Consider the following 16,713-nt stretch of genomic DNA (forward strand, 5'->3'; position numbering starts at 1 on the left):
CGTAGGAATGTGACGGAATCTGATGGGCCGGGGACTCGGCTGGACGTGCAGGGGCTGCGGGCGGTCGCGGTCGTGTTGGTCGTGGTGTCGCATGCCGGAGTGGGGTGGCTGCGCGGCGGCTACGTCGGCGTGGACGTGTTCTTCGTGGTCTCGGGCTTCGTCATCACCGCCTCGCTGACCCGGGAGTTGGCCGGCACCGGACGGGTGTCGCTGCGGCGGTTCTACGCCCGGCGGGTGTTGCGGCTGCTGCCGGCCGCCACGCTGGTGGCGCTGACCACGCTGGCCGGCACGTGGCTGTTCCTGTCGAAGGTCCGGTTCACCGAGTACGCCGGCGACGCGCTGGCCAGTGCGCTGTACGGGATGAACGCGCGGCTGGCGAGCGCCGGCACGGACTATCTCGACGAGGGCCAACCGCCGTCCCCGTTCCAGCACTTCTGGTCGCTGGCGGTCGAGGAGCAGTTCTACCTGGGGTGGCCGCTGCTGCTGGCCGGCAGCTGGTGGCTGGCCCGGGGGCGGCGGCGGTGGGTCGCGGTGGCGCCGCTGGCGGTGTGCGCGACGTCGTTCGGGCTGAGCGTCGCGACCACCGCGGACGCGGCCTCCTGGGCCTACTTCGGCCCGCACACCCGGATCTGGGAGCTGGGTGCCGGCGCGTTGCTGGCGCTGGGCGCGGACCGGTTGGCGCGGCTGCCGGCCGCGGTCGCCGGACCGTTGACCTGGGTCGGGCTGACCGGCGTGCTGGCGGCGGCGGTGTGGTTCGACGAGGCGACGCCGTTTCCCGGGCACCACGCGCTGCTGCCGGTGCTGGGCACGGCGGCGGTGATCGCCGGCGGCTGCGCGCCGGCCGGGGGCGGCGCCGGCCTGCTGCTGGGCCGGCGGCCGGCGGTCTGGCTGGGCGGGCTGTCCTACGGCTGGTACCTGTGGCACTGGCCGGCGTTGCTGATCGGCCCCGCGGCGCTGGGCCGACCGGCCGGGGTGGCGCTGTCGCTGCCGCTGTGCGCGGCGGCGCTCGGGCTGGCCTGGCTGACGCTGCGTCTGGTGGAGGACCCGGTGCGCTTCCACCCCGTGCTGCGCCGCCGGCCGCGCCGGGCGCTGGGGCTCGGGTTCGGCCTGTCGGCCGGGGCGGCGGCGCTGGCCGTGACCGCCTCCGCGTTCCCGCCGCAGATCGCGTCCGGCGGCGCCGCGACGGCGCTGAACGACGTGGTGGCGACCGCGCCGGATCCGGAGCGGCGGCTGACCGAACTGCTGGCGACGGCGGAGTCGAGGGTGCCGAGCAACCTCTCCCCCGCCCTCCACGAGGTCAGGGGCGTGCGCTCCGCCGTGTACGAGGACGAGTGTCACGTGGGCAGGTCGGGAACGGAGACGCCGACGTGCGTCTACGGCGACCCCGACGCGGAGCGGACGGTGGTGCTCTTCGGCGACTCGCACGCCGCCCAGTGGTTCCCCGCCCTGGACCGGATCGCGCGGGAACGCGGCTGGCGGCTGGTCTCGTTGACCAAGGCGTCGTGCAAGCTCGCCGCGGTGACGACGATCAAGGAGGGCGAGCCGTACGAGGCGTGTGACGAGTGGCGCGCCGCGGCGCTCGACGACATCGCGGAGCTGCGGCCGGCGCTGGTGTTGGCCTCCTCGTCGGACGACGGCGCGTTGGCGGAGCCCGTCGACGATCCTGCGGCGGAGTGGTCGGCGGGCTACCGGGAGACGTTCCGCGCCCTGGCCGGGGCCGCCGGCGAGGTGGCCGTCATCCTGGACACCCCCTGGCCGACGGGCGATCCGGTCGACTGCGCGGCCCGGCATCCGCTGCGCCTGGAGCGGTGCACCAACGAACTGCCGCACGCGCTGCGGAACGTGGCGCAGCGGGAGTGGACCGCCGGCGCGGCGCGCGCCGCCGGCGCCACGGTGATCGACCCGTTGCCCTGGTTCTGCGCCCCGGCCGGGACCTGTCCGGTGGTGGTGGCGGACACCCTGGTCTACCGGGACGACAACCATCTGAACGACGCCTACGCCGCGGCGCTCGCGCCGGTGCTCGGCGCCCGGCTCGCCGAACTGCCCGGCGCTTCGGGGTTCTGGACCGCCGGTCACAGAGGCATCTCTTCGTCCCGGTGACACCGCCCGTACACGCCCGGAGGCAGTAAGTTCGCAGTAGGTTCGAGGCACCGTCCGCGCGTGGCGGCGGAGTCCGGACACGGGTGAGGAGAGCGAGAAACGGTGCGGCCCGGGGACAAGATCGCCGATCGCTACGTGCTGAGGGAACCCGTCGGCCGAGGCAGGGGCGGCGACGTCTGGTTGGCCCATGACGAGGTCGTGGGTCAGGACGTGGCACTCAAGCCGGTGCGACTGGGGGACGACCGCGGCAACACCATCACGCGCCTGAGAGGCGAGCCGCGCGCCCTGGGCCGGTTCCGGGAGCATCCGCACGTCGTCACGCTGTACACCACGGAGCAGTTCCTGGCGGCGTTCTGGCTGGTGATGGAGTACGTGCCGGGCGGTGGCCTGGACGGCGAGCTGATGATGCCGATGCAGGCGGCGCGGGTGGGGGCGCAGATCGCCGACGCGCTGGTCGCGCTCCACGCGTCGGGCATCGTGCACTGCGACCTCAAGCCCGCCAACATCGGCCTCACCCGGCGCGGGACCGCCAAGCTGCTCGACTTCGGCGCCGCCTACCGGGTCGGCGGCATCGAGACGCTGTCCGCCAACGGCCCGATCAGCTTCACCCCCGAGTACGCGCCTCCGGAACTCGCCAGGGGGAATCTCCCGTTGCCCGCGTCGGACGTCTTCTCCCTGGGGATGACGCTGCACGCGCTGGTCACCGGGGCGCCGGCGCGGGGCGACACCGGGGACGAGCGGCTGATGTACGCCAGGGCCGAGCGCGGCGTCGTCGAGTTGGACGACGCCGGACTGGGCCCGTTGTACGAGGTGCTCGTCGCGATGCTGCAACGGGACCCGTGGGACCGTCCCGACGCGGCCGAGACCCGGCGGCTGCTGGAGGACCTCGTCGGCCCGTCGACCCGCGCCGTGACGTCGCCCACCGTCCCGGCGCCCACCCCGCGGCCCGCGCCCCCGGCCCTCGCCCCGCCGCAACCGCCCACCCGGCCGCCCGCGATGCCGGCGCCGCCGCCCCACGTCGCGCCGTTCGCCGCTCCCCTTCCCCTTCCCCCTCCCCCCCGCCGACTCCCGCCGCGCGCGGCGGTGGCCGCCGCGGCCGCGGCGAGCGTCGTCGTGTTGGCCGCGATCATCGCCTACGTGCTGGGCCTCCCGCCGTTCCCCGACGACGAGCCGGGCGGGCGGACGCCCGACGACCAGAGCAGCCAGGAGACCCGGTCCGCCGCAGAGCCCGCCGCCGTTGCCGAACCGCGGCCCGGGACGGCGGACGGCGACCGGTGCTAACCTGACCACGCATCGCGCCCGCGTCGGGCGCGCACGAGGAGTGGAAGGGGGTTGAGGTCGATGACTGTCGAGGCGATGACGGCTGCCCCGCGCAGCCTCCGGTCAACGAATCCCACCCCCCGGGCCCTGGCCTGATCCCCACCTCCGACTGCCTGGGCCCCTTTCCGCAAAGGGTCTCTCACCGTGCATTCCCCTTCTCAGAATCATTCCTCCGACTCCGGTGACGCACCGCTCGACCTGGCCGCGTACGGCTGGGACGCCGAGCGCGAGCGGGAGTTCGCCGAGTACCGCGCCGCCGGGCTGGTGCCGGTCCGGGTGGTCGGCGTCGACCGCGGCCGATGCGACGCGGTCGGCGAGACAGGACCGCTCCGCGCCAGCACCGCGGCGGTGTACTCCCCCGATCCCGTGTGGGCACCGTGCACCGGCGACTGGGCGGCGCTGCGGCCGGAGCCGGGCCCGGGTCCCGACGGGCTGCCCGAGCTGGCGGCCCTGCTGCCGCGCCGCACGGCCGTCGTCCGCTCCTCCGCCTCCCGCGACTCGCACGGGCAGGTGCTCGCGGCCAACGTGGACACCGTGGTGCTGGCGGTCTCGCTGGCCGAACCGCTGGACGCCGGGCGGCTGGAGCGGCTGCTGGCGCTGGCCTGGGACAGCGGCGCCCAGCCGGTGCTGGCGCTGACCAAGGCCGACGTCGCGGCCGATCCGGCGGCCGCACTCACCGAGGCGGCGGCGCTGGCGAACGGCGTGGACGCCGTGCTCACCAGCACGGTCACCGGCGAGGGTCTGGAGGTGCTGACCGCGCTGCTGACCGGCACCGTGGTGCTGCTCGGCCGGTCCGGCACCGGCAAGTCCACGCTGGCCAACGCGCTGCTCGGCGAGGAGCGGCTGGCCACCGGCGCGGTCCGGGCGCAGGACGGCAAGGGCCGGCACACCACCGTGCGCCGGGAGCTCCTGCCGTTGCCCGGCGGTGGCGTGCTGATCGACACGCCGGGCCTGCGGGGCGTCGGGCTGCACGACGCGGCGGACGGCCTGGAGCGGGTGTTCGCGGAGATCGAGGAGCTGGCCGAGTCGTGCCGGTTCGGTGACTGCGCGCACGTGTCCGAGCCGGACTGCGCCGTGCGGGCGGCCATCGACTCCGGCGACCTGCCCGCCCGCCGCCTGGACAGCTACCGCAGGCTGCAGCGCGAGAACAGGTGGGCGGCGGCCCGGGACGACGCCCGGCTGCGGGCCGAGTTGGCGAGCGGCCGCAAGGAGATCACCAGGTTCCAGCGCGCGCTGTACCGCGCCCGGGGGCACCGGGGGCGGTAGCGGGCACGACGGTGGCCCCGAAGGAGCTCTCGACAGGAGGTGGGGGCGTCGCCGGTCCTCGGCGGCGCCCCCACCCTCCGTGCCTTGCTTCTTCTCTTGTCGTGTCCTCAACTGTGGTTATGCCTCGGCTCCCTTCAACTTCTTGCGAGCCCTCATCGCCGCGAAGACACTCGCAAGTCCCAGCAGAACCAGGACACCTCCGGCAAGGATGTTGCTCAGGATCACCCCACCATCCGGGCCGTCAGCGACGATCCACGGCGAGACGACGAGCCAGGCGCCGATCCCGCAGATCGCCCAGCCCAGCCCGTCCATGCGCGCGGGGGCCATGGCGAAGACCAGGGCGAGCACGCACGCGGCGATGCCGACGATCAGGTTGCTGAACCTCAGGTCGGGGTGGTCGTTGGTGAAGTCCACGACCCACGGGGAAATGGCGGCGTAGAGACCGGCCAGGAACACCAGCCCTTCCACGTACGTCGCGTCGCGTCCTCCGAGCACGCGGTCGTAGCGCTCCCGCATCTCCATCGCGTCGGGGTGTTCCCTGAGATCGGTTCGCTCCGCCGTCCTGCGGTGAGAGACGTCGGTCATGCGATCTGCCTCCTTACGGTCCGTCTGTGCGGCCACTCTGGGAAACCATGGACATTTCCCATCATGCGTCGAATGCCCGGTATGAGGCAATTCATTCAACTGGCCCCACATCGGTCTCCGACCTGCGGTTTCGCCGTGCGCGGACACCCGCCGCCGGGGCGCTGCAACGGCGTAATCTTGATTACATGATTACGGACGAGGAGAGGGACGAGGTGCGCGGCTGGTTCGCCGGCCGGCTGCCCGAAGGACTGTTCACCGAGGTCGTCGAGGTCGCGGTGGACCGCGAGGAGATCACCGTCATCGGCCGGATCCCCGAGCCCGAGCTGGACTCGGCGGCGTCGGCCACCGAGCGTGAGGCGGCGGCGGAGGGGCGGGTGGCGGAGTTCCGCGAACGCACCCGCGAGGAGCGGATGGCCGTGGCCAGGGAGGCGGAGCGGCGCTTCCGGCGCAAGGTGTCGTGGGGGGTGGCCTGCGGGAACACCAGGACGCTGTTCACCCATGTCGCGGTGCCGGTGATGACCCGGCTGCGGCAGCCCGAGCGCCAGGTGCTCGACACGCTCATCGCCGGCGGCGTCGCGCGCAGCCGCAGCGAGGCGCTGGCCTGGTGCGTCCGTCTGGTGCAGCGCAACGCCGACGGCTGGCTGGCGGAGCTGGGCGAGTCGCTGGAGCGGGTGCGCCGGGTGCGCGCACAGGGCCCGGACGCGCAGGCCGCGCGGCGCGCGGCCGACACCGAGGACCAGGGCTAGGAACCGCGAAATCCCCGCAGACTGCTGCGACGCCCCCAGCGTGGGGCCCGAACGGAGTCCGGGGAGGGCTGAGCGGCGCCCTCGGGCACGCACCCCTGCCGAGGCCGCCAGGCCGCGCGGCGTGGGCCGACACCGGGACGCTCGGCACCGGGCGAGGCCGGGTCGTGGAGATCGGTGGGAGCGGAAATCGCTTTCAGGCCGGGGGCACGTCTTCGTAGGCTGCTGGCGTGACAGCTCAGGTGATCGTGCTCAACGGTGGCTCCAGCTCGGGGAAGTCCGGTATCGCCCGGTGTCTCCAGGCGGTGCTGCCGGAACCGTGGCTGGTCTTCGGGGTCGACACCCTGGTCGAGGCGATGCCCGCCTCGCTGCGGGGACCTGGCGGCGGCATCGAGTTCGCCGCGGACGGCGAGGTGGTGGTGGGGCCCGGGTTCCGGGCCCTGGAGGAGGCGTGGGCCGAGGGCCTGGCCGCGATGGCCCGGGCCGGCGCCCGGATCATCGTGGACGAGGTCTTCCTCGGCGGCCCGGCCTCCCAGGCTCGCTGGCGGAACGCCCTGGGCGACCTGCCCGCGCTGTGGGTGGGCGTCCGGTGCGACGCCGCGGTCGCGGCGGGCCGGGAGACCGCCCGCGGCGACCGGGTGGCCGGGATGGCGGAGTCCCAGGCCGAGGTGGTGCACCGCGGCGTGCGCTACGACATGGAGGTGGACACCACCCACGCCGAGGCGCTGAGCTGTGCCCGGGCCATCGCGGACCGGCTCGGCGCCCCCGCCGACGCGGCCGCCAGCACGGCGCTCGGCTCATGAGTCCGACCCGCAGATCCGAGAGGGAGTCGCCATGGTCCGCGCCGTCACGCTGATCCGCTCCGCGTCGCTGTCCGACGTCGCCGAGTACGCCTACGCCGCCACCGCGCCGGCCGAGGCGCGGCTGATCTTCCTGGCCGGCGCGTGCCCGCTGAACCCGGACGGCTCCACCGCGGCGGTCGGGGACTACGCCGGGCAGGCGGCGAAGGCCGTCGAGAACCTGCGGACCGCCCTCGCCGACGCCGGGGCCGCGCTCCCGGACGTCATCAGCACGCGGGTGCTCGTCGCCAGCGCCAGCAGGCGGGACCTGGTCACCGCGTGGCAGGTGGTCAGGGACGCGTTCGGCGACCACGACGTGCCCAGCACGCTGCTCGGCGTCACGGTGCTCGGCTATCCCGACCAGCTGGTGGAGATCGAGGCCGTCGCGGCGGTGCTCGACGCCTGAGTTCCCGCGCCCGGACGAGAGGTGGCTCCGGGCCGGGACCCCTGAATTCCCCTGCCCGGAGCCGTCCCCCGGAGAGGCCCCTTGGCCGGAGTGCTCGGGTGCCCCTGCCCGTCGGGCTGAAACGGACGGCGGCGTGCCCGCGTCCGATCGGTTGACGCCCCGCTTCCGTATACGTTTGACTGAGTCAATGACCGAGTCAAGGAGAGGTGACGCCGGCTCCGCCGCCGGTGAACTGATCGCGCGGATCAGGGAGTTCAACCGGGACTACACCCGGCTCATCGGCGCGCTCGACTACGGGCGGCGGCTGAACACGCCGTACTCGCTGCCGCAGGCCCGGGTGCTGTACGAGTTGGCGCGCCGCGACCAGACCCCGCTCGCCGAGCTGCGCCGGGAGCTGGAGATGGATCCCGGACAGCTCAGCCGGCTGCTCGGCCGCGCCGAGGAGGACGGCCTGGTGGTGCGCGAACGGGACCCGGCGGACTCGCGCCGCCAGCTGATCCGGCTGACGGGCACCGGACGGAAGGCCGCGGCCCTGCTGGACACCCGGGCCGAGGACGAGGTCGCCGCGCTGGTCCGGCCGCTGTCGGCGCCCGAACGCGAGCGGCTGACGGTCGCGCTGCGCACGGTCTCCCGGCTGCTCGGTCCCGGTCGCCCCGGCGCTCCCCGGTTCGGCGGCGCCGGTCCCGGTTTCCGGCTGCGCCCGCCCGGGCCCGGCGAGCTCGGCTGGGTCATCGCCCGGCACGGCGCGCTCTACGCCGCCGAGTACGGCTGGAACGACGCCTTCGAGGCGCTGGTCGCCGACGTCGTGGCGCGCTTCGCCCGGCACCGCGACCCGGCCCGCGAGGCCGCCTGGATCGCGGAGCTGGACGGCGAGCCGGCGGGCTGCGTGTTCTGCGTGGACGAGGCGGCGGAGCACGAGGTGGCGGTGCCCACCGCGCGGCTGCGGCTGCTGCTGGTCGAACCGCGGGCACGGGGTCTGGGCATGGGCCGGGCGCTGGTCGACGAGTGCCTCGGGTTCGCCCGGCGGGCCGGCTACCAGCGGATGGTGCTGTGGACCAACGACGTGCTCGGCAGCGCCCGCCGGATCTACGAGTCCTGCGGTTTCACCCTCGTCGCCACCGCGCCGCACACGCTCTTCGGCCGCCCGGAGAACGGCCAGGACTGGGCGCTCGACCTGGTCTGAGCCGCAAGACCCCCCGCGCCCGGACGGTCGTGCATGGGGGCACCTCCCAGGCCCTGCGGGCCGGGGGGAGGCACGCCCGGCCGACGCTCCAGGGCGCGGTCAGGGGACCCGGCGCCCGGGCCGTACCGCGAGCCCCGGCCCCGGCGCCGCCCGTTCCGCGGGGCGCGGACCAGCGGCGTCGCCTCCGGTCCCGCCACACCGCCGGCCGTCGCTCCGGCGCCGACGCCGAGACGGGGCCCCGGCGGCCACCGGACCACGTCACTCGCCGCCACCCGCCGAGGTGTCCGCCCCCGCCCGGCAAGGGCTAGAGCGCCGCCTCCGCGGCGGCCAGGATCTCCGTGACCCGGAGGCCGAACCGGACGTCGCAGGCGTGCGGGGTCCCCGTGCGGGCCGCGTCGAGGAGGGCGTCGACCGCGCGCTGCAGCGGGCGGACCGGACCGCCCTCGGCGCGCTCGGGCAGCGTGGAGACGCCCGCGCTGCCGCGGAGCTCCGCGGCGACCGCCGACGCCTGCGGCGGCACCGTGTGGCTCACGGTCACCACGCTGGAGGCGCCCGACACGTGCCGCAGCACCACGTGCGTCATGTCGCCGGGGCCGCGCACCGCGGTGATCGCCCCCGGCTCGTCCGCCACGTCGCCCAGCGGCGGGAGCAGCACGGAGAGCGCGTGCGGCCCGACGTCCCACAGCGCGCCCTTCTCCCGGCGCCACGCCGAGGCCGCGTACGGGCTGTCCGCCCCGCCGAAGACCGGCGAGAACCAGTCGGCGCGGCCCGTCAGCCAGCCGTCCGTCGCGCTCTGCGCGGCCACCCAGGACGCCGTCTCCTGGGCGAACCGCAGGGTGAAGAACACCACGGAGGCCACCCCGGCCTGTGCCACCGCGTCCGCGAGCCGTCGCGCCACGGCCGTCGACGTGGCCACCGGCTTGTCGAGCAGCAGATGGCAGCCGGCGGCCGCGGCCCGCATCGCCAGCGGCGCCTGGACGTCGGGCGGCAGCGCCACGGCCACCGCGTCGCAGTCCCCGAAAAGCTCGTCAACGTTCTGGTAGGCGCGGGTCTCCAGCCGGGCGGCCAGGCTGCCGGCCGCCTCGGGACGGCGCCCCCAGACACCCACCAGGTCCACCTCGGGATGCCCGGCGAGCGCGGGGCCGTGCGCCGCCTCCGCCCACGGGCCGGTGCCGAGCAGGCCGAATCTCATAGCCGCTGCCTTCTTTCGCTTACGGGTTCGAGCGTCCGCGCCCACCCTACGGGCGCCGCCTCTCGGCCGGTGCCCGGGTGCTGGCGGAGCTAGTTCACAGTGGCTTAACAGATGGGCAACTGATGGGAAACCGCAGCTCGCGAAGGTACCAGGCAGCGTAGGGCGCAAGACCCCACGCGCACCCGCGTAGACCCTCCTGGAGGAGCCCGACCGTGAGCTACAAGGCCGAGTACATCTGGATCGACGGCACCGAGCCGACCGCGAAGCTGCGCTCCAAGACCAAGATCCTCGCGGACGGCGCCGAGCCGCCGGTCTGGGGCTTCGACGGCTCCAGCACCAACCAGGCCGAGGGCCACGCCTCCGACTGCGTGCTCAAGCCGGTCGCCTCCTACCCCGACCCGATCCGCGGCGGCGACGACCGGCTGGTGCTCTGCGAGGTCTACAACGTCGCGGACGACGCCCCGCACGCCTCCAACACCCGCGCCCTGCTGCGCCCGGTCGCCGAGCGGTTCGCCGACCAGGAGCCGATCTTCGGCATCGAGCAGGAGTACACCTTCTTCCAGGGCTCCCGCCCCCTCGGCTTCCCGGAGAACGGCTTCCCGGCCCCCCAGGGCGGCTACTACTGCGGCGTCGGCGCCGACGAGATCTACGGCCGCGACGTCGTCGAGGCGCACCTGGACAACTGCCTGAAGGCCGGCCTCGGCCTCTCCGGGATCAACGCCGAGGTGATGCCGGGCCAGTGGGAGTTCCAGGTCGGGCCGCTGTCCCCGCTGGAGGTCTCCGACCAGCTGTGGGTGGCCCGCTGGCTGCTCTACCGCACCGCCGAGGACTTCGGCGTCTCCGCCACCCTCGACCCCAAGCCGGTCAAGGGCGACTGGAACGGCGCGGGCGCGCACACCAACTTCTCCACGAAGGCGATGCGCGAGGGCTACGACGCGATCATCGGCGCCTGCGACTCCCTCGGCAAGGAGGGCAAGCCGCTGGAGCACGTCAGGAACTACGGCGTCGGCGTCGAGGACCGCCTCACCGGGGCGCACGAGACCGCGCCGTGGGACAAGTTCAGCTACGGCGTGTCCGACCGCAGCGCCTCGGTCCGCATCCCGTGGCAGGTGGAGCGCGACAAGAAGGGCTACATCGAGGACCGCCGGCCGAACGCCAACTGCGACCCGTACGTGGTGACCCGGCTGCTGGTGGACACCTGCTGCACCCAGCTGGAGAAGTCGGGCCTGGTCTGAGACCGGCGGATACCGCGCGCGGCGGGCTCCGCGCGCGACCACGAACGTCTCCCCGGGCGCGGCCAGCAGCTCGGGCGTGACTCCGGGGAGACACCATGGGCGCCCGCCGTGCGGCGGGCGCCTTTGGTGTGCCCGCGACCCGGCGGCCGGCGGGGTGGGTCGGGTGGGGTGTAGGCAGGTACACCCCTGATCGGGGCGCCGGCCTCCTGACAGGTCCTTCCGGCCGCGTGAGAGTGTGACCACGGGGTGACCGGCGGTACGGCCGGCGAAACGGGAAGGACTGGGCATGGACGGACTGGGCATCGACAGGCGGCGGTCGGGGGAGGCGCTGCTGGCGGCGGCGCAGGGGCTGCTGCTGACCCTGCTCACCCTCGGCGTCTCGCTGGTGCTGTTCATCCTCCTGGTGGTGTCGCTCTCCCTCATCCTGACCGGCATCGGCCTGTTCACCACCCCGGTGATCGTGGACGCCGTCCGGGCACACGCCAACCAGCGGCGGGTCTTCGCCCGGGACTGGTCCGCGGTCACCATCCCGTCCGGCTACCGCCCGTCCCCGCCGCGCCCCGGCATCGCGGGACAGGTCGCGCGCACCGCGCAGCTGCTGCGGGATCCGACGACCTGGCGGGACCTGCAGTGGCTGCTGCTCGACGCGATCGGCGGCTTCGTGACGGCGCTGCTCCCCCCGGCGTTGATCGCGCAGGGCCTGTTCGGCGTGCTGCTGCCGCTGGGGCTGTGGGCGCCGGTCACCGCCGGCGGATCCTTCTGGTACGGCTTCGTGCGCGTCGACTCGTGGTTCACCGCGCTCCTCGCCGCCGTGCTGGGCTGCGCGCTGCTGCTGGTCGCCCACCTGTGGAACCCGCTGCTGCTGCGCGGCCACTTCCTGATGACCGCGTTCCTGTTGGGCGCCTCCGAGAAGCAGATGCTGACCCAGCGGGTCGAGCGGCTGACCGAGACCCGGCACGACGCGCTGGACAACTCCGCCGCCGAGCTGCGGCGCATCGAGCGGGACCTGCACGACGGGGCGCAGGCCCGGCTGGTCGCCATGGGCATGAGCCTGGGCGCCATCGAGGCGCTGATCGAGAAGGACCCGACCCAGGCCAAACAGCTGCTGGCGCAGGCCAGGGAGAACTCCGCGGAGGCGCTGACCGAACTGCGCGACCTGGTGCGCGGCATCCACCCGCCGGTGCTGGCCGAGCGCGGGCTGGTGGACGCCGCCCGGGCGCTGGCGCTGCGAATGCAGCTGCCCGTCGAGGTGGACACCGAACTGCCGGGACGGCTCGAGGAACCGGTGGAGACCGCGGCCTACTTCGCGATCAGCGAGGTGCTGACCAACGCCGCCAAGCACTCGGGCGCCCAGCGGGCCTGGTTGGACATCTACTACAGCCGGGAGCACCGCACGCTGCGCGTCGCGATCACCGACAACGGGCGCGGCGGCGCGCGCCTCGACGGCGGCACCGGGCTGCAGGGCATCGAGCGGCGGCTCGGCCCGTTCGACGGGGTGATGGCCATCAGCAGTCCGAAGGGCGGGCCCACCCTGGTCACCATCGAGATCCCCTGCGATCTGCTCGGGCGGGCCGGCTGATCCCGACCGGCGGCGGCGCCGGTACGCTGTGCGGGTGCGAGTCGTCGTTGCCGAAGATCTGTTCCTGTTGCGGGATGGCCTGGTCCGGCTGCTGGAGGCCCATGGTTTCGAGATCGCGGCGGCGGTGGACAACGGGCCCGGGCTGACCCGGGCGCTCGCCGACCTCGATCTCGACGTGGCCATCGTGGACGTCCGGCTGCCGCCGTCGTTCACGGACGAGGGCCTGCAGTGCGCCCTCACCGCCCGCCGGAACCGCCCGGGGCTGCCGGTGCTGGTGCTCTCCCAGCACGTCGAGCGGCTCTACGCCCGCGAGTTGCTGGCCGACGGCGCCGGCGGCGTCGGGTACCTGTTGAAGGACCGGGTCTTCGACGCGGAGCAGTTCGTGGACGCGGTGCGCCGGGTCGCGGCGGGCGGCACCGCGATGGACCCGACGGTCATCCAGCAGCTGCTGGCGCAGCGCGGCGGGCGTGACGCGCCGCTGGAGAAGCTGACCCCGCGGGAGCTGGAGGTCATCGAGCTGATGGCGCAGGGCCGTTCGAACGCGGCGATCGCCGAGCGGCTGGTGGTCACCGAACGGGCGGTCGCCAAGCACACCTCCAACATCTTCTCGAAGCTGGGCCTGCCGCCGTCGGACGACGACAACCGCCGGGTGCTGGCGGTCCTCGCCTACCTGGAACACGGCGCCGCCCAGGCCTAGGTGCCGTCCGCCGTGGCGCGGTCGCGGCGCGCACCGGGACGGCGGCGTCGACCGCGCCTACCGGATCCTGGACGGCACCACCCTGAACTGCGCTGGCGGCGCGTTCCCGTGGGGCGCCTGGCTGTCCTGCGAGGAGGTGTTCCGCGGGCGGGTGTTCGAGACCGACCCCTATGGCCAGCGCGACGCGGTGGCGCGTTCGGCGATGGGCCGGTTCACCCACGCCGGGCTCGGCGGCATCATCTACGAGATGTCGGGACCGTTCCGGCGTTGAGGCTCGCGAGCGACGTGTAAACGTCTGTTTGCACAATCGTCGCACGATGCAACGCGTGTTGCGTGCGGGGCGGGGAATCGACCCTGGCGAACGCCGAGAGGCGTGGGCATGACAGTTCAGCCGTTCGAGGAGGAACGTTGACCCACCGTCCGTCGTCACATGAGGCGAAACGCCAGGCAAGACGCCAGACCCGCCGCCGCTTCCTGGCCGGGGCCCTCGGGGGCACGGCCGCCGTCGCCGCGCTGCCCGTCATCTGCACCGGCACCTCGCACGCCGGCACCGCCGCGGGCGGGCACGGCGAGCTGCCCCTGGTCACCCACCCCCGCCACCCGGCCGCCGAGTACGCGGCGGGCGGCGCCGAGCCGTTGAACGCCGGCGTGGACTGCGGGCTGCCGCAGGCGCCGGGGCACGGACAGGGGGCGCTGTAGATGGCGACCTTCGTCTCCCGCGCCGAATGGGGCGCGCGCAACCCGACCAGCCAGAGCACCAACATCACGCCGGAGAACGGCGGGGTCACCGTCCACTACGTCGACGGCGTCCCGGTGGCCAGGGACGACCACGCCGAATGCGCCGGTCAGGTCCGGGGCATCCAGAACCACCACATGGACGGCAACGGCTGGGCCGACATCGCGTACACGTACCTGACCTGCGTGCACGGCTACGTCTTCGAGGGCCGCGGCCCCGGCCACCGCACCGCCGCCAACGGCACCACCACGGGCAACCAGAACTGGTACGCGGTGTGCGGGCTGGTCGGCGGCGCCGAGGGCAGCTACGACCCGGTGACGCCGGAGCTGGTCGACGCGTTCCACTGGTCGATCGCGACCCTGCGCAGCACCGGCGGCGCGGCCACCGGCATCAACCGTCACATGGACCACCTGTCCACCTCCTGCCCCGGGCAGCTGTCCGCCTACGTGCTGGACGGCTCGTTGGAGCCGGACGGCGACGAGGGCCCGCCGCCGTGGCCCGGCGTCTACTTCAGCTATCCGCCGGTCTTCACCCACGCGTCCGTGTCCACCTGGCAGGCGCGGATGGTCGCCCTGGGCTACTCGCTCAGTGTGGACGGGCAGTACGGGCCCGCGTCCCAGGCGGTCTGCGAGGAGTTTCAGGCGGACGCGGGTCTGACGGTGGACGGAATCGTCGGCCCGGACACCTGGAACGCGGCCTTCGCCTGAGCGCCCCCGGCCCGGCCCAGCCCGGTCTAGTTCCGCTGGAACACCGCCACCGTGCGGGCCGGCACCTCGAAGGAGTCGTCCGCACGAGAAGCGGGCCGCGGCCACGACCGGGTCGGAGCCGCCGGCCTGCGCCGGGTGCAGCGCGTAGTCCGCGCCGGCCAGCGCGGCGACCCGCTGGGTTCGGGGCTCGGGGGTGGCGTTGAACACCACGACGAGGTCCCCGGCCGTCATCGTGATGACGCCGGGGGTCTCGTCGGGTCCGGAGAGCGGGAAGGCGACCTGCTCCTGCACCTCGGCCGCGGTGTCGAGGTGGAAGGCGTCCTCGCCGGAGCGGATCGTCAGCAGGTCCCGGTAGGCGGCGGAGGCGGCCTCGATCTCGGCGCAGCCGACCACCGGCGCGTCGCCGGCCAGCAGCGGTCCGGCGTAGGGCCACTTGTCCTCGTTGTCCCACGCGGGCGGGCCAGACGACGGTGGCGGCGTCGATCCTCCCCCAGGCCCTGCGGGCCTGGGGGTGCCCCCATGGCCCGGGCCTCGCTCAGGTCGGTGGCGAGGGCCGGCGCCGGGTCCGCCGGGGCGGCGGGGGTCAGCCGCAGGTGCGGGCGCCGGTGTGCAGGGCGAGCGCCGTGTTCGGGGCGAGGGTGGCGGTGAACCGGCCCTCGCCGTCCACCGTCACGGTGCTGTCGCGCTGCACGTCGCAGTAGGTGCCGGCGGCCAGCGAGCTGTCGAACGTCTGGGTGAGCGCGCCGCCCTCGTGGTTGATGGCGACGAAACCGGCCGAGCCGCGGCCGAAGGCGATCGCGTCGTTGCCGTTGTCCCACCAGTCGGTGACCGGCTGTCCGTCGGTGGCGTTGCGGAACGCGACCATCGACTCGATCTCCGGCCAGGCGTGCTGGCACCGCCAGCCGTCCTGGTAGCAGGCGTTGACCTGGCCGTTGTTGGGCGGGCCCGCGTCGTGGTTGGAGAAGTCGTAGCCGGAGTGCACGTCGGGCGAGCCGTAGGGCCAGGCGAGCATGAAGACGTGCGCGAGGGTGTGGTCGGCGCCGTTGGTGTAGTTGAGGGTGGAGCCGTTGCGCTCGGTGTCGTGGTTGGCGACGAAGACGGCGGCGCCGCCGCCGGGGAGGTAGCCCCAGCCCTCTCCGTAGTTCTCCAGGTAGGCGAGGCGCTCGTTCTGGAAGACGCGCTTGAGGTCGTAGGCGTAGCGGAACTCCTGCACGTCGCCGACGCCCGTGTACTCGCCGGGCTGCACGGCCTCGCCCGCGCCGTGGATGACCTCCTGCTTCCAGTAGACGTTCCCGCCGTTGACCCGGGCCCTGATGGCGGCCAGGTCGCTCGCGGCGATGTGCTTGGCGGCGTCGATGCGGAAGCCGGCGACGCCCATGGACAGCAGGTCGTTGAGGTAGTCGGCGATCTTCTGCTGCACGTAGGCGCTGCCGGTGTTGAGGTCGGCGAGGCCCACGAGCTCGCAGTTCTGCACGTTGTCGCGGTTGGTGTAGTCGGAGATGTTGCCGCGGCAGGAGTGGAAGTCGCCGTCGCCGTACGGCACGGCGGGATAGCCGTACTTGCTGTAGCCGGAGCCGCCGGTGCCGGTTCCGGAGCCCGCGGTCATGTGGTTGATCACCGCGTCCACGACCACCCCGACGCCCGCCGCGTCGCAGGTGTTGACCATGTTCTGGAACGCGGCGCGGTCGCCGAGGCGGCTGTCGATGCGGTAGCTGACGGGCTGGTAGTTCGTCCACCACTGGCCGCCCTGGATCTGCTCCTGCGGCGGCGAGACCTGCACGTGGCCGTAGCCGGCCGGGCCGAGGCGCTGGGTGCACTCGCGGGCCACGGAGTCGAAGTTCCAGTTGAACAGGACGGCGGTGACGTCCCTGTCGCCCGGCGGGGCGGCCTGGGCGGCGGGAGCGGTGGCGGCGACGTTGAGGCCGGTGAGGGTGGCGGCGAGACAGACGCCGGCGGCCAGGCCGGCGAGAAGCGACTTCCTGCGGTGCGACGTCCTGCGGTGCGCACGGGACATGACGCCTCCTGGGAGGGTGGGGGGCGGCCGTGGAGAGGCAACGCGCCATGCCTGGACGGGCCTTCTGCAAATTCTTGCATCGCCGACCGTAGGGACGACCCCACAGTCCGG

15 protein-coding genes and 2 pseudogenes are annotated in these 16,713 nt (G+C 73.9%); 13 read left to right on the forward strand and 4 right to left on the reverse strand.

All coding sequences use genetic code 11. From position 1 onward, the window contains the following. Nucleotides 1-9 precede the first annotated feature (9 nt). The 3 genes from ABGB06_RS16660 to rsgA all read left to right on the forward strand — a co-directional run bounded on the left by ABGB06_RS16660 (nt 10) and on the right by rsgA (nt 4,686). Nucleotides 10-2,100 carry an acyltransferase family protein gene (locus ABGB06_RS16660; protein WP_347589966.1) on the forward strand — a complete coding sequence of 697 codons (2,091 nt, stop codon included), beginning with the start codon at nt 10-12 and terminating at the stop codon, nt 2,098-2,100. A gap of 102 nt (nt 2,101-2,202) precedes the next feature. Beyond that, a complete protein-coding gene (locus ABGB06_RS16665; protein WP_347589968.1) occupies nt 2,203-3,381 on the forward strand; it encodes a serine/threonine-protein kinase in 1,179 nt (392 codons plus the stop codon). A gap of 183 nt (nt 3,382-3,564) precedes the next feature. After that, the gene (gene rsgA, locus ABGB06_RS16670; RefSeq protein ID WP_347589970.1) at nt 3,565-4,686 is read left to right on the forward strand and encodes a ribosome small subunit-dependent GTPase A; all 1,122 of its coding nucleotides are present in this window, start codon (nt 3,565-3,567) and stop codon (nt 4,684-4,686) included. 117 nt (nt 4,687-4,803) lie between these two features. On the opposite strand, the gene ABGB06_RS16675 is transcribed toward rsgA, so the two are convergent. After that, a complete protein-coding gene (locus ABGB06_RS16675; protein WP_347589972.1) occupies nt 4,804-5,271 on the reverse strand; it encodes an SPW repeat protein in 468 nt (155 codons plus the stop codon). Between the two features lie 185 nt (nt 5,272-5,456). Between ABGB06_RS16675 and ABGB06_RS16680 the strand changes: the two genes are divergently transcribed. The 4 genes from ABGB06_RS16680 (at nt 5,457) to ABGB06_RS16695 (ending at nt 8,442) form a co-directional block, all read left to right on the forward strand. Continuing rightward, on the forward strand, nt 5,457-6,017 hold the full coding sequence (locus ABGB06_RS16680; protein WP_347589974.1) for a hypothetical protein: 561 nt from the start codon (nt 5,457-5,459) through the stop codon (nt 6,015-6,017). Nucleotides 6,018-6,244: 227 nt separating this feature from the next. Further along, entirely contained in the window at nt 6,245-6,817 is a 573-nt protein-coding gene (gene cpt, locus ABGB06_RS16685; protein WP_347589976.1) for a chloramphenicol phosphotransferase CPT, read from the forward strand. Nucleotides 6,818-6,848: 31 nt separating this feature from the next. Beyond that, nucleotides 6,849-7,259: a Rid family hydrolase gene (locus ABGB06_RS16690; RefSeq protein ID WP_347589978.1), complete on the forward strand. Its 411-nt coding sequence runs from the start codon at nt 6,849-6,851 to the stop codon at nt 7,257-7,259. A gap of 187 nt (nt 7,260-7,446) precedes the next feature. Next, the gene (locus ABGB06_RS16695; RefSeq protein WP_347589980.1) at nt 7,447-8,442 is read left to right on the forward strand and encodes a bifunctional helix-turn-helix transcriptional regulator/GNAT family N-acetyltransferase; all 996 of its coding nucleotides are present in this window, start codon (nt 7,447-7,449) and stop codon (nt 8,440-8,442) included. A gap of 304 nt (nt 8,443-8,746) precedes the next feature. On the opposite strand, the gene ABGB06_RS16700 is transcribed toward ABGB06_RS16695, so the two are convergent. Continuing rightward, the gene (locus ABGB06_RS16700; protein ID WP_347589982.1) at nt 8,747-9,634 is read right to left on the reverse strand and encodes a Gfo/Idh/MocA family oxidoreductase; all 888 of its coding nucleotides are present in this window, start codon (nt 9,632-9,634) and stop codon (nt 8,747-8,749) included. A 212-nt stretch (nt 9,635-9,846) separates the two neighbouring features. On the opposite strand from ABGB06_RS16700, the gene glnII reads away from it, so the two are divergent. From glnII to ABGB06_RS16730, 6 genes and pseudogenes are all read left to right on the forward strand, one after another. After that, nucleotides 9,847-10,869 carry a glutamine synthetase gene (glnII, locus tag ABGB06_RS16705; protein WP_347589984.1) on the forward strand — a complete coding sequence of 341 codons (1,023 nt, stop codon included), beginning with the start codon at nt 9,847-9,849 and terminating at the stop codon, nt 10,867-10,869. 286 nt (nt 10,870-11,155) lie between these two features. Further along, complete coding sequence (locus ABGB06_RS16710) at nt 11,156-12,448, forward strand: sensor histidine kinase (RefSeq protein ID WP_347589986.1); 1,293 nt, start codon at nt 11,156-11,158, stop codon at nt 12,446-12,448. A gap of 34 nt (nt 12,449-12,482) precedes the next feature. Further along, complete coding sequence (locus tag ABGB06_RS16715) at nt 12,483-13,145, forward strand: response regulator transcription factor (RefSeq protein ID WP_347589988.1); 663 nt, start codon at nt 12,483-12,485, stop codon at nt 13,143-13,145. Between the two features lie 55 nt (nt 13,146-13,200). Further along, nucleotides 13,201-13,365 (forward strand): annotated as a pseudogene (locus ABGB06_RS16720) (alkaline phosphatase PhoX); the annotation flags it as partial. Between the two features lie 188 nt (nt 13,366-13,553). Further along, nucleotides 13,554-13,844, forward strand: a complete 291-nt coding sequence (locus tag ABGB06_RS16725) for a hypothetical protein (RefSeq protein WP_347589990.1) — start codon at nt 13,554-13,556, stop codon at nt 13,842-13,844. After that, complete coding sequence (locus ABGB06_RS16730; protein WP_347589992.1) at nt 13,845-14,588, forward strand: peptidoglycan-binding domain-containing protein; 744 nt, start codon at nt 13,845-13,847, stop codon at nt 14,586-14,588. A 26-nt stretch (nt 14,589-14,614) separates the two neighbouring features. Here ABGB06_RS16730 and ABGB06_RS16735 read toward each other — a convergent pair. Together ABGB06_RS16735 and ABGB06_RS16740 are read right to left on the reverse strand one after the other, a co-directional pair. Further along, nucleotides 14,615-15,047, reverse strand: a pseudogene (locus ABGB06_RS16735) (alpha-1,6-glucosidase domain-containing protein); the annotation flags it as partial. A 124-nt stretch (nt 15,048-15,171) separates the two neighbouring features. Next, nucleotides 15,172-16,602, reverse strand: a complete 1,431-nt coding sequence (locus ABGB06_RS16740) for an alpha-amylase family protein (RefSeq protein WP_347589994.1) — start codon at nt 16,600-16,602, stop codon at nt 15,172-15,174. Nucleotides 16,603-16,713 lie beyond the last annotated feature (111 nt).

It is taken from the genome of Streptomyces sp. B6B3, assembly GCF_039871525.1.
Classification (GTDB): Bacteria; Actinomycetota; Actinomycetes; order Streptomycetales; family Streptomycetaceae; genus Streptomyces.

Bases quoted from the DNA above. Each gene is read 5' to 3' on its own strand.
- ABGB06_RS16680 (WP_347589974.1), top strand. From the start codon at position 5,457: ATGATTACGGACGAGGAGAGGGACGAGGTGCGCGGCTGGTTCGCCGGC.
- ABGB06_RS16740 (WP_347589994.1), bottom strand. From the start codon at position 16,602: ATGTCCCGTGCGCACCGCAGGACGTCGCACCGCAGGAAGTCGCTTCTC.
- ABGB06_RS16710 (WP_347589986.1), top strand. From the start codon at position 11,156: ATGGACGGACTGGGCATCGACAGGCGGCGGTCGGGGGAGGCGCTGCTG.
- ABGB06_RS16690 (WP_347589978.1), top strand. From the start codon at position 6,849: ATGGTCCGCGCCGTCACGCTGATCCGCTCCGCGTCGCTGTCCGACGTC.
- ABGB06_RS16700 (WP_347589982.1), bottom strand. From the start codon at position 9,634: ATGAGATTCGGCCTGCTCGGCACCGGCCCGTGGGCGGAGGCGGCGCAC.
- ABGB06_RS16730 (WP_347589992.1), top strand. From the start codon at position 13,845: ATGGCGACCTTCGTCTCCCGCGCCGAATGGGGCGCGCGCAACCCGACC.
- ABGB06_RS16675 (WP_347589972.1), bottom strand. From the start codon at position 5,271: ATGACCGACGTCTCTCACCGCAGGACGGCGGAGCGAACCGATCTCAGG.
- ABGB06_RS16695 (WP_347589980.1), top strand. From the start codon at position 7,447: ATGACCGAGTCAAGGAGAGGTGACGCCGGCTCCGCCGCCGGTGAACTG.